16 protein-coding genes and 1 pseudogene are annotated in these 19597 nt (G+C 53.6%); 2 read left to right on the top strand and 15 right to left on the bottom strand.

Annotation, left to right across the window (positions count from 1 at the left end; all coding sequences use genetic code 11):
* Positions 1–19 precede the first annotated feature (19 nt).
* From fucU to DFP98_RS01695, 4 genes are all read right to left on the bottom strand, one after another.
* Entirely contained in the window at positions 20–451 is a 432-nt protein-coding gene (gene fucU / locus DFP98_RS01710; RefSeq protein WP_116058820.1) for an L-fucose mutarotase, read from the bottom strand.
* 36 nt (positions 452–487) lie between these two features.
* Positions 488–1981, bottom strand: a complete 1494-nt coding sequence (locus tag DFP98_RS01705; protein WP_116058819.1) for a rhamnulokinase — start codon at positions 1979–1981, stop codon at positions 488–490.
* 34 nt (positions 1982–2015) lie between these two features.
* Positions 2016–2672, bottom strand: a complete 657-nt coding sequence (locus DFP98_RS01700) for a class II aldolase/adducin family protein (protein WP_116058818.1) — start codon at positions 2670–2672, stop codon at positions 2016–2018.
* A 125-nt stretch (positions 2673–2797) separates the two neighbouring features.
* The gene (locus tag DFP98_RS01695) at positions 2798–4588 is read right to left on the bottom strand and encodes an L-fucose isomerase (protein ID WP_116058817.1); all 1791 of its coding nucleotides are present in this window, start codon (positions 4586–4588) and stop codon (positions 2798–2800) included.
* A 127-nt stretch (positions 4589–4715) separates the two neighbouring features.
* On the opposite strand from DFP98_RS01695, the gene DFP98_RS01690 reads away from it, so the two are divergent.
* Positions 4716–5738 (top strand): LacI family DNA-binding transcriptional regulator, encoded by a 1023-nt coding sequence (locus tag DFP98_RS01690; protein ID WP_116058816.1) that lies wholly within the window; start codon positions 4716–4718, stop codon positions 5736–5738.
* Positions 5739–5881: 143 nt separating this feature from the next.
* Here the strand turns inward: DFP98_RS01690 and DFP98_RS01685 are convergent, their stop codons facing one another.
* The 6 genes from DFP98_RS01685 to DFP98_RS01660 form a co-directional block, all read right to left on the bottom strand.
* A complete protein-coding gene (locus tag DFP98_RS01685) occupies positions 5882–7078 on the bottom strand; it encodes a Gfo/Idh/MocA family protein (RefSeq protein WP_116058815.1) in 1197 nt (398 codons plus the stop codon).
* A 61-nt stretch (positions 7079–7139) separates the two neighbouring features.
* Positions 7140–8531 carry an L-arabinose isomerase family protein gene (locus tag DFP98_RS01680; RefSeq protein WP_116058814.1) on the bottom strand — a complete coding sequence of 464 codons (1392 nt, stop codon included), beginning with the start codon at positions 8529–8531 and terminating at the stop codon, positions 7140–7142.
* Positions 8528–9589 carry an amidohydrolase family protein gene (locus tag DFP98_RS01675; protein ID WP_116058813.1) on the bottom strand — a complete coding sequence of 354 codons (1062 nt, stop codon included), beginning with the start codon at positions 9587–9589 and terminating at the stop codon, positions 8528–8530. The genes DFP98_RS01680 and DFP98_RS01675 overlap by 4 nt, the downstream gene beginning before the upstream one ends.
* Entirely contained in the window at positions 9586–11055 is a 1470-nt protein-coding gene (locus DFP98_RS01670) for a xylulokinase (protein ID WP_116058812.1), read from the bottom strand. Before DFP98_RS01670 ends, DFP98_RS01675 begins: the two co-directional genes overlap by 4 nt.
* Positions 11056–11098: 43 nt before the next feature.
* Positions 11099–11923 (bottom strand): DeoR/GlpR family DNA-binding transcription regulator, encoded by an 825-nt coding sequence (locus tag DFP98_RS01665; RefSeq protein ID WP_116058811.1) that lies wholly within the window; start codon positions 11921–11923, stop codon positions 11099–11101.
* Positions 11924–13432, bottom strand: coding sequence for an aminotransferase class III-fold pyridoxal phosphate-dependent enzyme (locus tag DFP98_RS01660; protein WP_246016367.1), 1509 nt, complete (start codon positions 13430–13432; stop codon positions 11924–11926).
* A gap of 365 nt (positions 13433–13797) precedes the next feature.
* Here DFP98_RS01660 and DFP98_RS01655 point away from each other — a divergent pair, with 365 nt between their 5' ends.
* Positions 13798–14601, top strand: a complete 804-nt coding sequence (locus DFP98_RS01655; RefSeq protein ID WP_116058809.1) for a class I SAM-dependent methyltransferase — start codon at positions 13798–13800, stop codon at positions 14599–14601.
* 578 nt (positions 14602–15179) lie between these two features.
* On the opposite strand, the gene DFP98_RS01650 is transcribed toward DFP98_RS01655, so the two are convergent.
* The 5 genes and pseudogenes from DFP98_RS01650 to DFP98_RS01630 form a co-directional block, all read right to left on the bottom strand.
* The gene (locus DFP98_RS01650; protein ID WP_116058808.1) at positions 15180–16202 is read right to left on the bottom strand and encodes a serine hydrolase domain-containing protein; all 1023 of its coding nucleotides are present in this window, start codon (positions 16200–16202) and stop codon (positions 15180–15182) included.
* A 70-nt stretch (positions 16203–16272) separates the two neighbouring features.
* Positions 16273–17382 carry a sensor histidine kinase gene (locus DFP98_RS01645; RefSeq protein ID WP_116058807.1) on the bottom strand — a complete coding sequence of 370 codons (1110 nt, stop codon included), beginning with the start codon at positions 17380–17382 and terminating at the stop codon, positions 16273–16275.
* Positions 17375–18073, bottom strand: a complete 699-nt coding sequence (locus DFP98_RS01640) for a response regulator transcription factor (RefSeq protein WP_116058806.1) — start codon at positions 18071–18073, stop codon at positions 17375–17377. Before DFP98_RS01640 ends, DFP98_RS01645 begins: the two co-directional genes overlap by 8 nt.
* Before the next feature lie 37 nt (positions 18074–18110).
* A pseudogene (locus tag DFP98_RS40165) lies at positions 18111–18584 on the bottom strand (VanZ family protein); the annotation flags it as partial.
* Positions 18581–19504, bottom strand: coding sequence for a M15 family metallopeptidase (locus tag DFP98_RS01630; protein ID WP_116058804.1), 924 nt, complete (start codon positions 19502–19504; stop codon positions 18581–18583). The pseudogene DFP98_RS40165 and the gene DFP98_RS01630, both read right to left, overlap by 4 nt.
* Positions 19505–19597 lie beyond the last annotated feature (93 nt).

Below are 19597 nucleotides of genomic sequence, written 5' to 3'. Positions count from 1 at the left end.
AACTGAAATTCAGTTCGTATCAGTCCGCAATAACGCCCTTCTTCAATATGAGGTTGGCGTACAGCGCCCCCTCACCCGTGGCGACGATCGCATACGCATTCTTCGCGCGCTCGTAGAAAGCGAACCGTTCGACCTCCTCGAACGGCGCTGTCAGACCGGTACGAGCTTCGATAATCTCCCCGTAAGCGTTCCAGATCGGCGTCTCGACCGTGTCTCCCGGCATAACCTGCATCAGCGCGACCGGTTTGTCCACGTATTGGTCCAGAGGAAACAGCTCCAGTATTGCATCCAACAGCTCGGGAGCGCCGTGTCCGTCGGCGCGAATAAGCCGCCGCGCGTGACTGGCCGCCGGAAAATTGCCGTCCGCCAGCACAATTTCGTCGCTGTGGCCCATCTCCATCAGTATTTTCAGCAATTCGGGCGAAATCAGGCTTGATATTCCTTTTAGCATCCGCCGCCAACTCCTTTCGAATCGATCATAACCGGATCATACCCGTCCGAAGCCCAGAAACTTCTCGTAGGCTTCCGCCCATCCGGAATCGGACTCCGGCTCGTAGATATCAACAGGGAACGAGGCAGCGACAAGCTTGCGCGCCTCCTTCAAGTCCTTGCACTCTCCAAGCGCGACGAGTTGCATCAGCATGTTGCCGATCGCGCTCGCTTCGACCGGTCCGGCCCACACCGGTTTGCCGATCGCGTTAGCAGTAAACCCGCACAGCAGCTCGTTCTGAATACCGCCCCCGACCATGTGCAAGCCGCCGTATACGCGTTCAGTCAGCTTCTCCGCCTGTTCCAGCGCCTGACGGTACCTCAGCGCCAAGCTTTCGAGGATGCAGCGGACGATCTCGCCTTCGCTTTGCGGAATCGGCTGCTTCGTCTCCGCACAGAACGAGCGGATCTTGTCGGCCATGCCGCCAGGTGAGAAAAACCGCGGATCGTCGGGATGAATAAGACTGCGAAACGGCGCGGCTTGTTCCGCCAAACGGACCAATTCCGGGAACCCAAGCTCCTTGCCCTGCTCGTCCCACTCCCGCTTGCATTCCTGCAGCAGCCACAGGCCCATGATGTTTTTCAGCAGCTGATACGTGCCGCCGACGCCGCCTTCGTTGGAAAACTCCAGCTCCATCGTCTCGGGACTCAGCAGCGGGCCGTCCATCTCCGTTCCAAGCAGCGACCACGTTCCGCATACGAGGAAGGCGAACGGCTCCTCGCCGGCCGGTACGGCGGCAATCGCCGACTCGGTATCGTGCGTGCCGACCGCTACCGCTCGAATCGCCGGCACTCCCAGTTCCTCCTGCACTTCCGGAGAGAGCGGGCCGACTATCGTCCCTGGCTGCACCGGTTCAAGGAAGAGATGCGACGGAATGCCAAGCCGTTCCATCAGCTCCGTATTCCACGCCTGTCGGGCCGGATCGAACAGCTGCGTCGTTGTCGCCATCGTGAATTCGCACGACTTGACTCCGGTCAGCAAGTATGCCAACAGATCGGGCGTCAGCAGCAGCGTCTTGGCGACTTCCAGCTTCGGAGAAGCGGCCTTAACCATTGCGTAGAGCTGATACAGCGTATTAAACGGCATAAACTGCAAGCCGCTTTGCTCGAACAGCGCGCGCTGTCCGATCAAGCCGCTTACCTCTTCGATCAACCCTTCCGTCTGAGGGTCGCGGTAATGGTACGGGCTGCCGAGCAGCTCGCCGTTTGCGTCAAGCAGCCCGAAATCGACGCCCCACGTATCGATGCCGAACGTCGCCGGCTCGAAGCCCTTCTGGAACGCGAAGCGGATGCTCTTCTTCATCTCGTGCAGCAGCCGGAGCGTATCCCAGTGCAGATGCTTGCCGACCTGGATCGCGTGATTGGGGAAACGGTGGATTTCCGTTACTTCCAGGCTGCTTTTGCCGGTATCCCCTTCGGTCAGTCGGCCGACAAGCGCGCGGCCGCTGCTGGCGCCCATATCAAAGGCCAGTACGGCGGCTCCTTGTGTCATCGCGGTTCCTCCTTCTCTGCTCGCGGCGTCCGTTTTATTTCATTTTCTGCAGCAGTTGTATCCGATAAGCCTCGCTCTCCAGCGACGCGATCTCCTCGAACTCTTCCTTCGTCAACACTTTAGGCTCCTTGATCGCTTTGGCGATCAGGAAAATTTTCGCGCTTTCCTCTACGACTTCCGTCCGATAATATGCTTCGCGCAGGTTGCGTCCGGTCGTTACGAGGCCGTGGTTGCCGAGCAAAATCGACGAATGCTCGATTTTCTCCACAACCGCGTCGGCCAATCTGTCGGTCGTCGGCAGCACGTAATCTACGTATACGGTTTTCCCGACGAGCGCGGCCTGATCCGGGAACATGATCGGCAGGTCTTTCTCCACCAGCGTAAAAGCGATGCAATATGGCGGATGCGTATGCACCATCGCGCCGATGTTCGGATTTTGGCGATACGCATATAAGTGCATCAGCACTTCCGAGGACGGACGCAGTCCGATATCGGTAATCTCGCCGGTCTCGATGTCGACTTCTACCCATTGCTCCGGCTGGATTTCATCCAGCGCGAAGCCGCTTGGGGATAAATACATTTTGCCTTCGTGGCGCGCGCTAAGGTTGCCGCCCGGTCCGACGACCAGCTTGTTGGCGACTGTTTTCTGCGCGTACTTGCACAATTCCTGACGAATTTCCTGGCTGCTCATATTCGCTTGACTCCATTCTATGGACAAACGACTGCCGCCCTCCCGGCAGGGAGCTAGGGCGTGTCTGAACACCCGATTGCCTCGGAGTATTCAGACACGCCCTTGCGACAGCTTTGTCTGATTTATTATTTGTACAGCGGTCCGAAGTTGTTGCATGCGCGATAGTCCGCGCTTTCCGGATTGTCGGTGCCGAACAGTCCCCATGCCCGCGGACGGAAAACCTGCTCATCCGGCACGTTGTGCATGCTGACCGGGATGCGCAGCATCGAAGCGAGCGTGATCAGGTCCGCGCCGATATGGCCGTAGCTGATCGAGCCGTGATTCGCGCCCCAGTTATCCATGACGTCGTATACGTTCTTGAATGCGCCCTTGCCCGTCAGAGTCGGAGCGAACCAGGTCGTCGGCCAAGTCGGATCCGTCCGCTTGTCGAGCGCGTCATGCACTTCCGAAGGCAGGTCGACGGAATAGCCTTCCGCGATTTGCAGCACCGGTCCGATACCCTTGACCATATTCAGACGGGACATCGTCATCGGCATGCCGCCGCGAGTCAGGAAGTCGGAGGAGTAGCCGCCCCCACGGAAATATTCGACCGACGCCGGACGCCAGGAGGTCGCGTCGAGACACTTCTGCGCTTCCTCTTCTGTAATTTCCCAGAATGGCTTCATTGCCGGCTGGCCGGCTTTCGTCTGCTCGCCCGTGCCATCCATCGTTGCCGAACCGGAGTTGATGAGATGCAGAATGCCGCCAGCAGCCGCGCCGGACAGCTTGTGGCCCGTTACGCGCTCTACCGAATCGGGACTCCAGTACGTGCGAACGTCCGCGAAAATTTGCGCCGTATTCGTTAGCAGGTTGCCGAACAGCATGACCGCGCCGTTCAGGCTGTCGTTCTCGGTCGCCACCATATAAGGAGCGCGGATACCGTTCCAGTCGAACGAGGAGTTCAGAATCGTCTCCATGAAGTCGCCGTTCGGGAAGTGATCGGTCCATTGACGCTGTCCTTGGAAGCCGCCGACGATCGCGTTATGGCCTTGCGCCTCTTCTCCAAAGCCTAGCTCGGCCAGACGCGGATTGCCGATCATCAGATCGCGGGCGATTATCGTCATTTTGACGACCGTCTCCCAATCCTTGTCCTTCTGCTCGCGAGAAGTTTGCAGATGCGGCGGGTTGTTGTCCGGGCCTTCGATGCAGTTTTCCTTCACCCAGGCAAGCGCTTTCTCATACTCTACCGGATCGTAAATCAGCTCGTCGAAACGGCGAACGAATTCGCTCATATCGATGTATTCCGTGCGCAGTCCGAGATACTCCTGGAAGAACGCGTCGTTAACGATCGAACCCGCGATGCCCATCGAGACCGAACCCATCGACAGGTACGACTTGCCCTTCATCAGCGCAACGGCCAGTCCCGCTCTTGCAAAGCCGAGCAGCTTGCCCTTGACGTCCTCGGGAATGTCCGTCGTGCCCGCGTCCTGTACGTCGTTGCCGTAGATACCGAATGCCGGCAGCCCTTTTTGCGCATAAGCGGACAATACGGCGGCCAAGTATACAGCGCCCGGACGCTCGGTACCGTTAAAGCCCCATACCGCCTTCGGAATCGCCGGGTCCATGTCCATCGTCTCCGTGCCGTAGCACCAGCAAGGCGTAACCGTAATTGAAACGCCTACATTTTCCTTAGCGAACTTGCTTGCCGCAGCCGCGGATTCCGCCACGCCGCCGATCGTCGAATCGGCGATCACGCACTCGACCGGCGTACCGTCCGGGTAGCGAAGGTGATCGGAAAGAAGCTTGGCAACCCCTTTAGCCATGTTCATTGTTTGCTCTTCCAGTGACTCGCGGACGCCTCTGCGTCGGCCGTCAATCGTTGGACGAATGCCGATTTTCGGGAATTCGCCTTTCCACCTGAACTGTTGGTCTGCCATGTGATCAGCCTCCAATGAAATAAAAAAAATGTTATCGATAACCTCAAGTTACCAAGGAAAACGCTTGCTGTCAATTCTTTAATTTTGTAAGATAAAAGAACAGTATGACGACAAGGAGCTTAATTCCATGGTTACGATCTACGATATCGCCGCCAAAGCCGGAGTGTCGGCGATGACCGTCTCCAGGGTTATCAATAACACCGGCAAAATCAGCGACAAAACTCGCAACAAGGTGCGCCGCGTGATGGAGGAGCTGAACTACGTGCCCAACCAGATGGCGCGCAGTCTCGTGCTTCAGCAGAGCAACGTGCTGTTCCTGCTCATTACGGACATTACGAACCCTTTCTATACGACGCTTGCCAGAGGCGCGGAAGATGCAGCCAAGAAACACGGCTACCGCCTGCTATTCGGCAATTCGGACGAGAGCGTCGAGAAGGAAAAGGATTATATCGACACCATTCTTGCGACAAGAGCGGACGGCGTGCTCGTCGCCCCGGCCAGCGATCTGTCGCTGCCCCACTTGGAGACGCTGCGGCTGCATCGCGTCCCGTTCGTGCTGCTCGATCGCGAAGTACCGGGCATGGACAGCGACGTCGTGCTCGGGGACAGCAAGGAAGGCGCGCGCAAGCTCGTCGACCATCTAACGTCCCGTGGACATCGACGAATTGCTTTGATCAACGGCTCGCCGCTGATTTCCAGCGCGCGGCTGCGACTTGAGGGTTATCGCGAGGCGTTGAAGTTGAACGATATCCCCTTCGATCAGAATTATGTGCTGGAAACCGCATTCGAGCCCCGCAGCGACCTAAGCGAGATCGAAGGCTGGCTCGACCGCATGCCTGCCCCTCCGACCGCTATCGTGGCAGGCAACAACGTGCTTGCCGTCGAAGTCATCCGAACGCTGCATGCGCGAGGGCTCGGGGTTCCCGAGCAAGTATCGGTCGTCTGCTTCGACGATCTCGGTCCCTACTCCGAGATCGACCCGTTCCTGACCGTCATTGCCCAGCAGGCGTACCAATTCGGTTATCTCGGCACGCAAATGCTCATCGACCGCATTCAGGAGCGCGACGTCACCGGCCTTCCATGGAAAAAAATCGTACTCCCCGCCGACATGATCGTTCGTCGATCGGTAGCTTCGATCCATACCCCATAAACGTGAAAAAGCTGCCGGCTCGCGCCAGCAGCTCTATTCCATTTTCTCAATCCGGCCAACTGACAGCCTCCCTGAATCACGCCGCAATTTCCTTCAGGCAGCTTCAGAACGTTTCGTAAACTTGCGGATCGATCCCGAACAGTTTATGATCTACCTTCGTTCCTCGGCTTCTTGAAATCGACGAACGGAACGGTTTTGCCGCCTCCGGCGACGGACTCAACCGACAGCGGGAACACCGAGCTCCACACCACCGCGTCATACACATCAATGGCGGGTTTTCTCCCATCCAGAATCGCCGTCGCGAATTCCTCCAGCACCAGGAAATCGCCGCCTCCGTGGCCGGTTCTCTCCGCCTCTTCTCTCCAACGCCGCCATACCGGATGCTCCCACCGGTCCTTATGCAGCCACAACGACTCCCACTCCGGATGAGCGGCTTCGGATGCGCCTTCCAGCCAAATCAACGGCTCATCCTGATCGTGCCTTCCCGATAAATAAGCTCCTGAAGTTCCTTGCAGCGAATAATGCGTCATATTGTGAGGGCGCGCGGACTGAACGTCGTATTTCAAGGTAATCAGCGCGCCTTTCTTTGTACGCAGCATCGTGACGGTCGAATCGCCCAGCCCCCAATATTCCGGCTTGGAGCCGGGGTGCTCATCGCCGAAATGTTCATGGAAATACTTGGCCGACGCACGGCTTTTGGACACGAATGTAGATAAACTTTCCAGTTCATCCCCGCCCTCTCGGCCGATTGCCAACCACTTCGCTACCGGTCCGAGAGAATGTGTCGGATAAGTGCAGCCATTATAATCGCGGAACAGATTCCCGCGCCAAGTCAAGCTGCCGTCGGAGGCATGAAGCAATTCGCGAACGTCGTGGATGTAGCCGCACTCCGCATACGTAATCTCCCCGAACACGCCGTGTTCCGCCATATGGCCAACCATCATGTTCGGGCGCATAAAGCAGTAGTTTTCGGCCATCATGTACGTGAGACCCGTTTGCCGTACCGTCTCGACCAGCTCCCAGCTGTCCTCGATGGACGTGGAAGCGATCACCTCGCTAATAACATGCTTGCCGGCACACAGCGCCGCTATCGCCTGCCGGGCATGGTAAAACAGAGGCGTTGCCAGAAATACGGCGTCTACTGAAGCGTCCTCTAGGAGCTTCGCGTAGTCGAGATACGCTTTAACGCCTGGATATTCGCCCTTCCACTTATTCAATACCGCTTCGTTCGTATCGCATACGGCGACTAGTCGTACTTTATCTGTCAACGCTTTCAGCGCTTCGCTAAAAGCCGAACCTCTTCCTCCGCCTACAACTGCCAATCTCACGCATTCCATCATGTCGCTAGGTCTCCTCTATCCTTTAATCAGACCGATTCACTTCATTGCTCGGAACTCGCTATTACTTAATAATGACGGTATTCCAGCCCATTATCTTTCCAAACCGTTCCAAAACTCGGATCGTGTCGCCATACACGACTACGCCGTGATGCGTCCCTCCATGCTCGCTATATGCGGTTAGGAAATCGGCGACCGGAATGACGGGTTGGAACCATCCGCGAATGACATCTCTCATTCTGTCCTCGCCATCTCCTTCCACCATCTCCACTGGCGACAGAAGCAACGAATAGGAGTTGTTTCGTCCCGGAGCCAAATTGACGTAGACCGCTTGACCGCCGCGGAATTTGCCGTATGCGACGACGGGGTTGCCGGCATCCGTAAACGGAAAGCTTTTTTCCATAAGATCGGGCTTTCCCGCAGCGATTCGCAAATTCATTTCGCCCATGTGGCTCAGAAAAATCAGGTTGTTGTGCCAATCCGGGCAGAACATTTCCGCGAATGAAGTGTCCGGGTAGACGGACAGCAGCGCGCCTACTAGCGCGGCGGTCAACACGTCGCCCTCTCCCGCATAGCCGATGCCTCGTTCCATCGCTTTGCTCGCTTCTAGAAACGGCATGCAAGGCAGCGCCGACGCACGGGTCACTTCCAGGAAGTTGGCGGTGAATGCCGTCAGTTCATTCCGTTCGATCCAATCTCTGACCGCAAGATCCGCCTTTGTCGATTGCCGATGGGTTTCCGGATCAAGCGTACCGGAGTGAAAACGAACCGCGTTCAATTCCATCTCCCGGTCTATACGCTCCTCGGAGATCGAGTCGAACGCGTTACCGGAATCAAGAGAATCTACGAAAATCGCTTCGATCCCGATCCCGCTGCGCAACTCGTCCGTCGGCACCCGGAAATCCCCCATACCGTCAAACGGTTTGCCGATCGAGCCGACTTTGGCGTTTCTAAGCTTTTTAGCGATTTTCGCGGCTTTCGCGTTGTCTGCGACCCGATCCAGGACGTCGGAATCCGCCCAATGACCGGCTTCGATCCGAAAGCTCTTGCCCTTGCGGATGAGCAGGTTGCACATATCTTGAACGCCATGAATGCCATGGTTGTACAAAATTTCGTCCGGGTGCTGCGAAGGACCGAAATCGTAGGTTGGCGTCGTATCCAACACAATCAAAGGAAGCTCGGTAGCTGCCAAGACGTCGGCGGATTCAAGAGAAGGCGAATAGGCCAAATGCAAGGTTACGATAGCGTCCACTTCGGCTTGCTCGAACGCTCGAACCGCCGCTTCGAATTCCGGCTTGATTCTGCACGCCTTCGCTTGTTCGACTTCCAATCCTCTTTTTTCCATTTCGGAGACAATCGTAAGACAAAATGCATCAACCCGTTCTCTTGCTTCCGGCCAGATATCGTCATAGAGCTTGACATATAAAGGCAGCAGTCCGATTTTCAGATTGTTCATTTGCGTTGCTCCTTCTCTATGCTATCGATGAGGGATCGGGCGTTACCGTAGAAAATATTCTCGATGTCGGATTTGCTTAATCCTTCCGCTGTCGCAGCTGCGCGAAAAGCTTCAATCTCCTCGTACATAAAGAACGTCAGGGAATCCGCCTCCGCTCCTTCGACTTCGCGCATGTGGGAATCTCCCGACACGTCCCCGTACATCCCTTTCGCAACCAAATTCACATAATTGCCGTTTTCGCAAATCCGTCTCGTACGCATTCGCAAGATTGGAAAGTCGCTGCCGAACAAAATTCGCTTCGGTCCGACCGCCCGGATCAGCTGGCGGAATACTTCGGTATTCGTGTTGGCGCTGAAGTCGAATACCATGTTTCGCGTTTCTGCTAAAATATCAAAGGCATCGCCTACATCCTCCGGGCAGTATGCTCTTCCTACGTGGGCAATAATGAGCTTTATCGACGGATAGTTGCGTTCGATTTCCAGCATCTGCGCCAAATTGACCGGGTCCTTCAGTCGGCCGTCCCGCGGGATATGCAGCATCGCCATCCAGCCATGCCGATTCAGCACTTCCAGCTGATGGTGCGGCAGAAAATCGAAAATCCGGATCTCCTTCTCCGGGATGTAGGGATCGGCAAAATTCAAGTACACCTTGCAGCCTAGAAAACCGCCGCGCTCTATCCCCTCTTCGAATTCCGCGGCGCTCTGCTGCGGTCTCGCGACCATCAAGGACGGCAAACGATGCCGTTCCGCGCAGCTCTTGACATATTCGTTTCCACCGGCAATGTCATAGTCCATGCTGACTTGGGAGAAGAGAAGCGGCGTCACTTCCTTGCCGGGAAACATCAGCCGATAAGTCTCGAAAAGGTCCTCGATGGAATTGTCCTTGGCGACCAGCGTCGGCCATGTTACCGCTCTCACAGGCACGGAAGAGGAGGGCTTTCGAATGCTGTCCAACCATACATGCGTATGGATATCTATAATTTTATCCGGCAAAAAATCTCTCAGTTTCTGCTCGTAGAACTTTTGGTCGACGTCCTTCACTTCAAACAACGTTTTCACTTTGCATCGCTCCCGAGATTCATATACTTGTTCATAAATTGCCTGTACTGCGCCTGATAGATCGCGGTCGTACCGGGGTCCGGCTTCCGAACAAGCTCGGGGAAAGACAATTGCTTTAGCGCATCCCGCTCATCGGAATACAGCCCCGCGCCTATCCCCGCTATCATCGCGGCTCCGGCAGCTCCCGCGCAGGAACCGTTGACCGTGCGAATATCCATGCCAAGCACGTCGGCCACGATTTGCGGCCATGGAAACGTCTCGGACGGCCCCCCTACCATTGTCGCGGCGGCAAACCTTGTGCCGTTCGCTTCGAGCTTGTCGATTTGCGCTTTCAAGAGGAACGCGGTGCCTTCCATAAGCGCTCTTGCGATTTGTGCTTTCCCGGCCTGCACAAGATCGCCGGGAATCTCCTCCGCACTCGGATTGACGAGAAGTCCGCCCGCCCCGGCACTGACGGATTCGGCCAGACGGTCGAATTCGCGATAACGATCCGGTCCGTCGGCAATATACTTACGGATGTAGTCGTCTATTGAAGTTGCGATCGCGGGAAGCGAAAACATCGCGCCCCACGGTCCCGCAGGTTGAAGAAAAGGATCCGTCAGCATTCGCAGCGACACGGATTGGCGTCTGTCTTTTACCGGCCAAAACCCAACCCAGGAAGTACCGCAGGAAATGAGCAGCTGCCCCTCGTCGAGAATTCCGGTTCCTCTTGCCGCGGAAGGATGGTCGAAAGAGCCAAGCACGACGGGCGTTCCTTGTACTAAACCAGTCTCGTCCGCAGCCTCTGAAGTAATATAGCCAATGACGTCCCCTGTGGAACGAATCGGCGGCAGCTTGCTCTCCGGTATGCCCAATTGTTGCAAATAGGGCGAATGCCACTGCGCCGTTTTCTGATCCTGCAAATAAAAAGTGGTGGCGGTCGAGCGATCGATACTCCAGTTGCCCGTCAATCTGAAATGAAGATAATCCGTGCTCATGCAGATGACGGACGATGCATCCAACAGCTTCGGTTCATGACATCTCAGCCAGGCGAGATGCGCGAGCGGGAAAGTATCAAGCAGCGGCCAGCCAACCGTATCGTGTACTTCGTCGGCATCCAGCTTCCCGAACACCGCGTTCATCTCGTCGTTTACGCGCTGATCCATCCAGCTAAACGCCGGAATCATCGGCTCGCCCCGCTCGTTCACCAGCACGGTGTTCCCGCTGGCCGAAGCGATGCTGAGCCCGGCAATGGAGCCTCCTTGAGGCAAAGCGTCAGCCAGTCTGCGGATGACGTCAACCGTCAAACGGTACAACTGGCGAACGTCAAATTGAATCCCGCCGTCATCCATCCTTTGATAGGCCGTCTCGCTTTTTTCCCGAGATTTAATCGAACCTTCAACCGACATCAATACTCCTTTGACGGCAGACGTTCCAATGTCAAGTCCGATCAGATAGGCATGCTCTCGGTTCGTTCCGCCTGACATCGCGATCCCCTTTCTCGGTAGCAGGCTTGGCCCGATTTCACCGTTAGACTATTCTTACTTCAACGCCTTTTTCCTTAATTGCTGCGATCTCGTCCTTGTTCGCGTTGTGATTGGAGACGAGACAGTCGATTTTATCGATATCTTCGATTCGAGCGAAATTGGCTCGCCCGATTTTCGTATAGTCGGCCACGAGAATTCTTTGGTCCGCAAGAGCGATCATTCTACGATACAGTTCCGCTTCCAGGTGATGATAGGTCGTTACCCCGAACTCGGAGCTTACGCCGTCCGACGAGAGAATAAGCTTATCCGCCTTATATCTGTTCAACTGGTTGATGGCATCGTCCCCGGAAACAAAACCGTACTGCAAATTGATCGTGCCTCCGAGCATAATCACGACGTTCAAGTTGCGATTGAAGCCGGCTTCATGGGCTACGGGCAGGGAGTTGGTAATCACAATCAGATTTTTATGATTTTTCAATTCCCTCATGACATAGAGAGGAGTCGTCCCGGAACCGATAATCACCGTGTCTCCGTCCGAGATCATCGAAGCCGCTTCAGTCGCTATCCTTCTCTTCTCTTCTTCGTTCGTTTCCGTTCGATCATGGAATGTCATATTGTAATAGTTTTTGTAGTTGCTGATCGCGCCGCCATGAACGCGCTGCAGCAGCCCTTGCCCTTCAAGTCCGTCCAGATCTCCGCGAATCGTCACTTCCGAAGTGCCGAACAGCTTGCTTAAATCCGTCACCTTGACTTTGCCGTCCCTCTGAAGCAAGTCCAATATTCGTTTTCTTCTCTCTTCGATGTCTATATCTCCGCCGACGGGTTCGTACATCATCATCCCTCCAAATTCGCTAATGCGATCCGACAATCAGCCCGACTCTTGCGCTTCAATCGTCTGCAGCGCTTCCCCCATGATCTTCAACACGTAATCTATCATTTCTTTGGTTGCAATGATCGGCGGCTTCGTAAGCGCGGCGGGAGGACAGCTGGCTTTGTACGTTTGAGCGCTCACGTCGATGCACGCATCATTAAGCATACCCGTAAATCGCGAGACTGTCTGTGCCTCATAAAAGAATAGGGTTGTAAGATGGCCCATTCCTTCTGTCCTTTCAATAAGAGCGGGATAACGAGACGCCAGCTCTCGAAGATTATCTTCGTAATATTCGCCCATGGCACGAATAAAGGATTCGTTCTCTTCGGTAAACTTCATCGTAATCAAATAAGCCAATGCCGCCAGCTCTTCCTGACCGTTCGTAACCAATGCCCCGAACTGGTTCAAGTTGTCCATCTCGGCGGTCGTAATGATGCGGGAAGCCGGATATTGGCCGCCCGGGAAGCCCTTCCCGATCACGACGAAATCCGGATTCAGTCCATACTCGCGGAACAAATAGATCGTAGGATACCACATGCAGGATTGAATTTCGTCGCACATGATCGGGACATCGTTGTTATGGCACAATGCGTATGCCTTGTGCAAGTAGTCTCGATCGAGCTTGATGCCCCCGTAATTCATCAATATAATCTCGTGCATAAATCCGGCAACCTTGAACGGCGGCTTATTGTAGTGTTCGAATTTCTCCCGGAAATCTTCCCAATCATTAATTTTCACCGGGCAAACCTTCAAGATCCCCGCTGCTTCCATCTTTTCGTAAATACCGGGCCACATGTCGCGCATCAATTGAGCAAAAATCGTCGTTCCGTGATAGTTCGCTTTCGCGCCGCCGTCATGATCCCCCATGACGAAAAATACCGGTGTCCGATCTGCGTACTTCGATTGCGGAAACGTCCCGTCAAGCTGATAAAACCGCGCGAGCATCATTTTGATGCCGGCCTCGCAGGCCAATGACCCGGTCTCCAGGTTGATGACGCGATTCAGCACTTGCGCCTCGCGCGAGGCCAATATGGAGTCCAGACTGTCCGTATCCGCCAGACTTAGCCCGTTGATTAACCTGATGAGCTCTCTCTCAAGCAAGCGGGTAATATAGCCGCGCGTATTGTTGTGGGATGCATTCGTTATTCCGAGAGCTCTTGCGCGATCAATCAGCGTATAGCCGGGGAAATTATGTCCGAGCGGCGTATGATAGTGCTCGCTCTTCGCCGCCAAGTAAAGCCTGCCGTCTTCGCCTAATCGGAAGAAACCGAATCCGCCGATCGGACTGGCTTTCGTATTGCTTGCGTTTTTGAAAGCATCCGTCGGAGCTCCGGCAAGCGCCTTCTTCATCTCCGGAACAAATGGCTTGCCTACGTTTTCCAGCAAACCGTTCATTTTGCTTACGTATGCCTCCGGCAAAAACTCGATTTCATCTGCTGCAAGACGTTCGGCTTCTTCGTTGTCCAGCTCTAACAGCGATGTCGCCGCGGAGATTACGGCAGTCATGTATTGATTTCCTAGCAATTGAGATAAAGACATTTTAACGGAATTCAATAATTCCACCTCGCTTTCCAGTTGTTCAAATTTCTTCGATGTTGTGATTTCATTCTATTTTATTCCGATTTACTTGTCAATTTGTTTCTTTATTGTTTCGTTTTCATTTTCTTTTTGTTTTTAGTCGAAAGGAATAGGCTGCTCTCCGCCACTTTATCGTGCGCTTGTAGAAAATAGGAAAGAAAGCCAAGCAAGGAACACCGCTAGCGGCTCGTCTCATTTAGCTAACAAGTAGGAAGCGCATCGTGGACAACTCGATTCGCAAATGGTAATATGTACCGTCCAAGGACGAAAAACGAATCGGGGGAGGAATATGAATGCAAGATAAATTGGCGATTGCGAACAAAGCCGCATGGGAAACAAAGGCTTATCGGGCTTGGGTTCAACAGTATGGAACGCCCGATGAACTCGCGATCGAGCTGAAGCGGGAACACCGGCATCATCTTCGATATTGGCTAAAGTACATCGGCGATCCGAAAGGCAAAAGAGTGATTAACCTGCTGGGCTCGCACGGGCGAAAGGCCATTTCTCTCGCATTGCTTGGCGCCGAGGTTACCGTAGTCGACATCTCCGTAGAAAACCGACTATATGCCACCCAGACAGCCGCTGCCGCCGGTGTTGAACTCCACTATATTTGCTCGGACGTCTTGTCCATCCCGGACGAAGAGAGCTTGGGCAAATACGATATCGTGTTGATGGAATTCGGAATTTTGCATTATTTTGCGGAGCTTAACTCGATCTTTTCCGTAGTTCGTCGCAGATTACGGGACAACGGCCGGCTTATCCTGACTGACTTTCATCCTTTCGCCCGTGCTTGGCTAAACACGAATAACTTAAAACAACCAACCGGGAATTACTTTGACGATGAGATCAGAGAAGGAGAAGTCGCTTTTGCTAAATTGCTGCCTGAAGAGGAGCGCTCTGATTTGGGGAAGGTGTTGGTGCGAAGCTGGACTGTCGGCGACATCCTTACTTCCATTGGGGCAGCGGGGTTATTTATACGGGCATTCGAAGAAATTCCCAGCCCCGCGGATCGACGATTTCCAGAGTTTTATACTCTGATCGCCGATAAAGTTGGCATTGAATTGTCTCCATTGTATCCTAACGGTCCGTCTGAGTAGATGCAGCGTGAATAGGTATCTGGGAAGTACTTATCGGATACGTCTGAGCGGATGCCACGATAATAGGTACCTGGGAAGTACTTATCGGATACGTCTGAGCGGATGCCACGATAATAGGTACCTGGGAAGGACTTATCCGATACGTCGGAGCGGGTGCCACGCTAATAGGTACCTGGGAAGGACTTATCTGATACGTCCGAGCGGGTGCCACGCTAATAGGTACCTGGGAAGGACTTATCCGATACGTCCGAGCGGATGCCACGCTAATAGGTACCTGGGAAGGACTTATCCGATACGTCGGAGCGGGTGCCACGCTAATAGGTACCTGGGAAGGACTTATCTGATACGTCCGAGCGGATGCCACGCTAATAGGTACCTGGGAAGGACTTATCTGATACGTCCGAGCGGATGCCACGCTAATAGGTACCTGGGAAGGACTTATCCGATACGTCCGAGCGGATCCCACGCTAATAGGTACCTGGGAAGGACTTATCTGATGCGTCCGAGCGGGTGCCATGCTAATAGGTACCTGGGAAGGACTTTTCCGATACGTCTGCCCCCCCTCCCCTTTCGGCGACCTATAAAAACTCTTCTTCTATACACTTCATCATGTCATACGCACCAGACGACCGGTTTGAACATACAACGGCTTTAATCGATTTACGCGGATAATAGGAAGAGTGGAAGTTTACGCCAGGATCGTAGCCCATCACGTGATACTTTACGATTTCGTCATTTTTATTTTTCGCGATCCAGACACCATATCCGTAATAATTGTCACCGTTATCCACCTTTGCATGAGCGGCAATCATTCTCTCTGTGGTTGAAGGGCTTAATAACTCATATGTCATAAGCGCTTCCCAGAACTTGACCATGTCATGGACAGTTACAAATGCTCCGCCGTCGGAACCGCCCTTGGCAGGCAAAGAGTAAATATTTGTTTTCCACGTACCGTCCTGGAAGTCAATATATCCTTGCGCTGTCTGCGCTGGAAGTCGGTCAAACTCGAAATAACCCGACCCGCTCATCCCAACCTTGTTGAAAATATGATTCTGAACAAACTCGGAAAAGCTTTGACCGCTCGCTGCCTCAACGATCAAGCCCAACAAAATATAGCCTGCATTGTTATAGCTAAATCGCGTCCCACTTCCAGATTTCATGGGTCTGTCCTGAAACAGCGGTAAAAAATCTTTGAGTTTTCTAATATGGTACATCGGCTTCGAGCGCCACAGTTCTTCGTAGTCATTCATTATCTCTTCATCAAAGTAGTCCGGTATTCCTGAAGTGTGCGTTAGAAGATGATGGACGGTTATTTCTTGATCGAAATTCGGAAAGTCAAAATCAACGCAGTCTTTGAGCCTGGAATCGAAGGAAAGCCTCCCGCTGTCTACAAGCTGACAAATGGCGACCGCAATGAAAACCTTGCATCCTGAAGCAATTCCAAATCGTGTCCCTGTTTGATTCTCTATTTGCTCGGATCGATTCGCATATCCGAAGCTCAGCTCCGCCAAAGAATTCGATTCTTCTTTAACCAAAATCGTTCCCGAGAAATCGTTATTTTCCTGAATGCGTCGAAGTCTCTTGGCCATGCTCGTTGGCATATAACCACCTCAATTCTACGATGTAAAGCTTCCAGTCTACGGCTTAAATCAGCCGTCGCCCGTCTTATCCCTATCCCGTATGCTCAGGAGGCACTTCTCGAGGCAAACGAACCTCGAAAATCGTGCGGACTACGCTGCTTTCCGCCGAGATGACGCCCTGATGCTGTTCTACAATATTTTTAGCGATAAATAGACCGAGTCCCGTACTGCCTTCATGGTAGGTGCGGGCTTTGTCGCTTGTATAGAACATATCGAAGATATGCGGCAGGTCCACGGGAGAGATACTATCGCCGTAATTGACGATTCGAATGACCGCATCGCCTCCTTCGGGCAAACAGTGAATATCGATGTACTCCCCTTCTCTGCCGTAACGCGCCGCGTTGCTCAGCAAGTTCTCAAACACGCGGGCCAGCAGTTCGCCATCGCCCCTCACCGTCACCGCCGGAGTGACATGCAGTCGCGAGGTCAGATGATGGTTTTCCAGCATCGGATACAATTCTTCGTTCAGTTGAAGCAGCAGTTCGCTCAGATCGATCGGATTGCGATCGATTTTCAGCTTGCCGTAATTCATGCGGGTCACTTCGAACAATTCGTCGATCAGCCGTTCCAGACGCTGCGACTTCGTATAGGCTATCGTCGTATAATGCTTGACCTGCTCCGAAGGCAACTGATCGTTCTTCAGTATAAAATCCAAATAGCCGATAACCGAAGTCAACGGCGTGCGCAGATCGTGCGCCAGATTTAACACCAACTGCTCCTTGCTGTTCTCGGCAAAATCGCCTCTTTCCAGCGCCTGACGCAGCTTCTCCCCGGCCAGATTGATATCCCGGGCAATATCGCCGAATTCGTCATTGGATGGAATTTCCAGCCGCGCGTCGAAATTACCGGAGGCAAGTTGATTAATCCCGTCGGAAATATCGCGAAAATATCGAGCATACCGCTTGGTGAGCAGGAAGAAAAACCAGATGGCAAGCGGGACGAAGAAAATGAGAAAAAAGTTGATGTCGCCGATCTGTCTAATTAAAATGCGAACCTGCGTCGACGGGTCTTCCAGCTTGGTCGTATAGTAATACATCTGGGCAGCTTTATAGATACCGAACGTGACCGCAGCGGCAAGCAGCATGCTAAGTCCAAACAAGGCGACCATATTAAACCTGAAGCTGCGGGTTGGTTTAGCCATCGAAGGAATACCCTACTCCCCATACGGTTTTGATCCGTTTGTTTTTGTTCCAATCTTCGCCAAGCTTCTTGCGCAGCGTACGAATATGCACCATCACCGTATTGTTGCCCGTGTAGTACGCTTCGCCCCATATTTGCTGGAAAATATTTTCCGTGCTGAATACCTTCTTCGGATGCGAGGCGAGCAGATGCAAAATATCGAACTCCTTAGGAGTCAGGTTCACGGGCAAACCGTCGACGATAACCGTCCGCTCCTCCGGATGAATCACGACGCCTCCGACCTCGACGACCGCCGGCTTGTCCGCCTCGACCGGACGGTTGAACTGCAACGAACGCCTCAGTTGGGCGTTCACTCGCGCGACCAATTCCATCGGATTAAACGGCTTGGTCATATAGTCGTCGGCTCCTTGAACGAGGCCGGTAATTTTATCGAGGTCGGAGCTCTTCGCACTCAAAAAGATGATTGGCATATGGTGTTTGTCCCGGATTTGTCGGGTCACCTCGTAGCCGTCGAGCTTCGGCATCATAATATCGAGAATGGCTAGCTGAATCGGATGCTTCAGAATCGCGTCCAACGCCTCCTGCCCGTCCTTCGCCTTGATGCAATGATAGCCCTGTTTGATCAGGTGCAGTTCGACGAGGTCGGCGATTTCCGCTTCGTCGTCCGCTATCAGTATCGTAATCCGTTCCACTGATCTTTTCCCTCCCGAACTTGAAGAACAGAGCGGACAAGAGATATCCGGCAAATCCTCCGGTCGTGTTCAAAATGAGATCGTCTACGTCGAATCTCCCGATGGAGAAGAGCGCCTGGGCTGTTTCCAGCGACAAGCTGAGCGCAAAAGCCAGCGCCACAACGACGATTGCTCCCTTTCCTTTATGTGCCCCAAGCCACCCAAGCAGTAGGCCAAACGGCACAAAAATAGCAATATTGCCGTATACATTCACCTGACTGTGACTCGTGGCCGCTTTCAGCGCGCTCGTAATTTCATGCAAAGGAATCAGATTTCCTTGCTTCATTCTCGTTAGAATAAGCGCCGGATCTTGAACGCTGATCTGCAGCTGTCGCATCAGATAGGCCGGCTCTGCGAAATGGCCCTTGAACAGAATGATCTTCACCAAAACATATAAGTAGACAGCAAGCACTGCGCACAGCAGGACGGTTTGTCCGTTGATAAGCGGTCGCTTGGTTATTGATCGCTTCATAAAGGAACGACCTCCTTCGCGCCCGATGCATCCGAGCCCCAGGTCGTGACGATCACTCCGTCCATATTGTTTCCTGACAGAAAGTAGCTGCCTGCGATCGGAATCGAAAGCGAGCGCTTGCCCTTCACGGCATAGTAGGACACAACGTACGCTGTACCGTCCACTTTGGCCTGAATCTGCCCTTGTTCCTTTAAGTAATCTACGTACTCTTCCAGCACAAAGTCCATCTTCTGCATAATCGCGCTGTGAGGCAGTCCGACGTAGCGAAAATGCCAAGGCTCATGCTTAACGCCCGTAATCTCCGTCTTGTTCTCCGGATAGCGCAGCACAAAGCCGTACTTCCAAGCGTTACGTTCCAGCCACTTGCCTTCCGGAGCCTCCTTCATTAATCCGAGCGCAGACCCGACGTCAAGCGCTAGCCCGAGGTTATGTTCGCTATGGCCCGGCGGGTTGGCATAGTCCGCTCCCATTTTATCATATAGCTCGGCTTGTTTCTCCACGCTTCTGTATCCGCTAGTAATCAGAAAACGATCGACGCCGTCGGTCTCGGCCGCCTTGATCATCTCCACGAACCGACTCAGCAGCTCCGGCGGCAGCTCGACGCTGTCGTCCAAAATGCCGATCCCCTCCGCCAGCTCCGGCCGCTCGAACAAATTGACCACGTCGGGCAGCTTCGCTCCCTTCGGCACGGGGTGGCGAGAATTGATGAGCAGCAAATCTCCCTTGTAGATCTCACCGGAATCGATTTCCAACATCATCTGCCGTCCCGCTCCCGGCTTTTCGGACTCCGCACCTTCCCAAGCCGCTGCCGTACCTTCCCGCACAACGACCTTATTTTCCTCCGACCCTGCAGACTTCAACGCATTCCACCCGTATCCGAGCAGCAGCAAAATCGCGATTCCGAACAACAGTTTCTTCATGCTGCGCATCCTCCTTTAATCTTCCTCAAGAATAAAGGGGACTTTTTAAAATTACGGAGGGGTATATCTTAAGAAATTATTAAATAGCTTGAC

The sequence above is a fragment of the Cohnella phaseoli genome (genome assembly GCF_003386235.1).
Classification (GTDB): Bacteria; Bacillota; Bacilli; order Paenibacillales; family Paenibacillaceae; genus Cohnella; species Cohnella phaseoli.
The sequence above is the reverse complement of the archived record's forward strand: the minus strand, read 5'-3'. Positions and strand labels throughout refer to the sequence as shown.

Excerpts from the sequence above, each read along its gene's own strand:
- DFP98_RS01705 (WP_116058819.1), bottom strand. The coding sequence starts at position 1,981 with ATGACACAAGGAGCCGCCGTACTGGCCTTTGATATGGGCGCCAGCAGC.
- DFP98_RS01650 (WP_116058808.1), bottom strand. The coding sequence starts at position 16,202 with ATGCCAACGAGCATGGCCAAGAGACTTCGACGCATTCAGGAAAATAAC.
- DFP98_RS01630 (WP_116058804.1), bottom strand. The coding sequence starts at position 19,504 with ATGAAGAAACTGTTGTTCGGAATCGCGATTTTGCTGCTGCTCGGATAC.
- DFP98_RS01690 (WP_116058816.1), top strand. The coding sequence starts at position 4,716 with ATGGTTACGATCTACGATATCGCCGCCAAAGCCGGAGTGTCGGCGATG.
- DFP98_RS01685 (WP_116058815.1), bottom strand. The coding sequence starts at position 7,078 with ATGATGGAATGCGTGAGATTGGCAGTTGTAGGCGGAGGAAGAGGTTCG.
- DFP98_RS01670 (WP_116058812.1), bottom strand. The coding sequence starts at position 11,055 with ATGTCAGGCGGAACGAACCGAGAGCATGCCTATCTGATCGGACTTGAC.
- DFP98_RS01680 (WP_116058814.1), bottom strand. The coding sequence starts at position 8,531 with ATGAACAATCTGAAAATCGGACTGCTGCCTTTATATGTCAAGCTCTAT.
- DFP98_RS01655 (WP_116058809.1), top strand. The coding sequence starts at position 13,798 with ATGCAAGATAAATTGGCGATTGCGAACAAAGCCGCATGGGAAACAAAG.
- DFP98_RS01645 (WP_116058807.1), bottom strand. The coding sequence starts at position 17,382 with ATGGCTAAACCAACCCGCAGCTTCAGGTTTAATATGGTCGCCTTGTTT.
- DFP98_RS01660 (WP_246016367.1), bottom strand. The coding sequence starts at position 13,432 with ATGACTGCCGTAATCTCCGCGGCGACATCGCTGTTAGAGCTGGACAAC.
- DFP98_RS01695 (WP_116058817.1), bottom strand. The coding sequence starts at position 4,588 with ATGGCAGACCAACAGTTCAGGTGGAAAGGCGAATTCCCGAAAATCGGC.
- DFP98_RS01700 (WP_116058818.1), bottom strand. The coding sequence starts at position 2,672 with ATGAGCAGCCAGGAAATTCGTCAGGAATTGTGCAAGTACGCGCAGAAA.
- fucU (WP_116058820.1), bottom strand. The coding sequence starts at position 451 with ATGCTAAAAGGAATATCAAGCCTGATTTCGCCCGAATTGCTGAAAATA.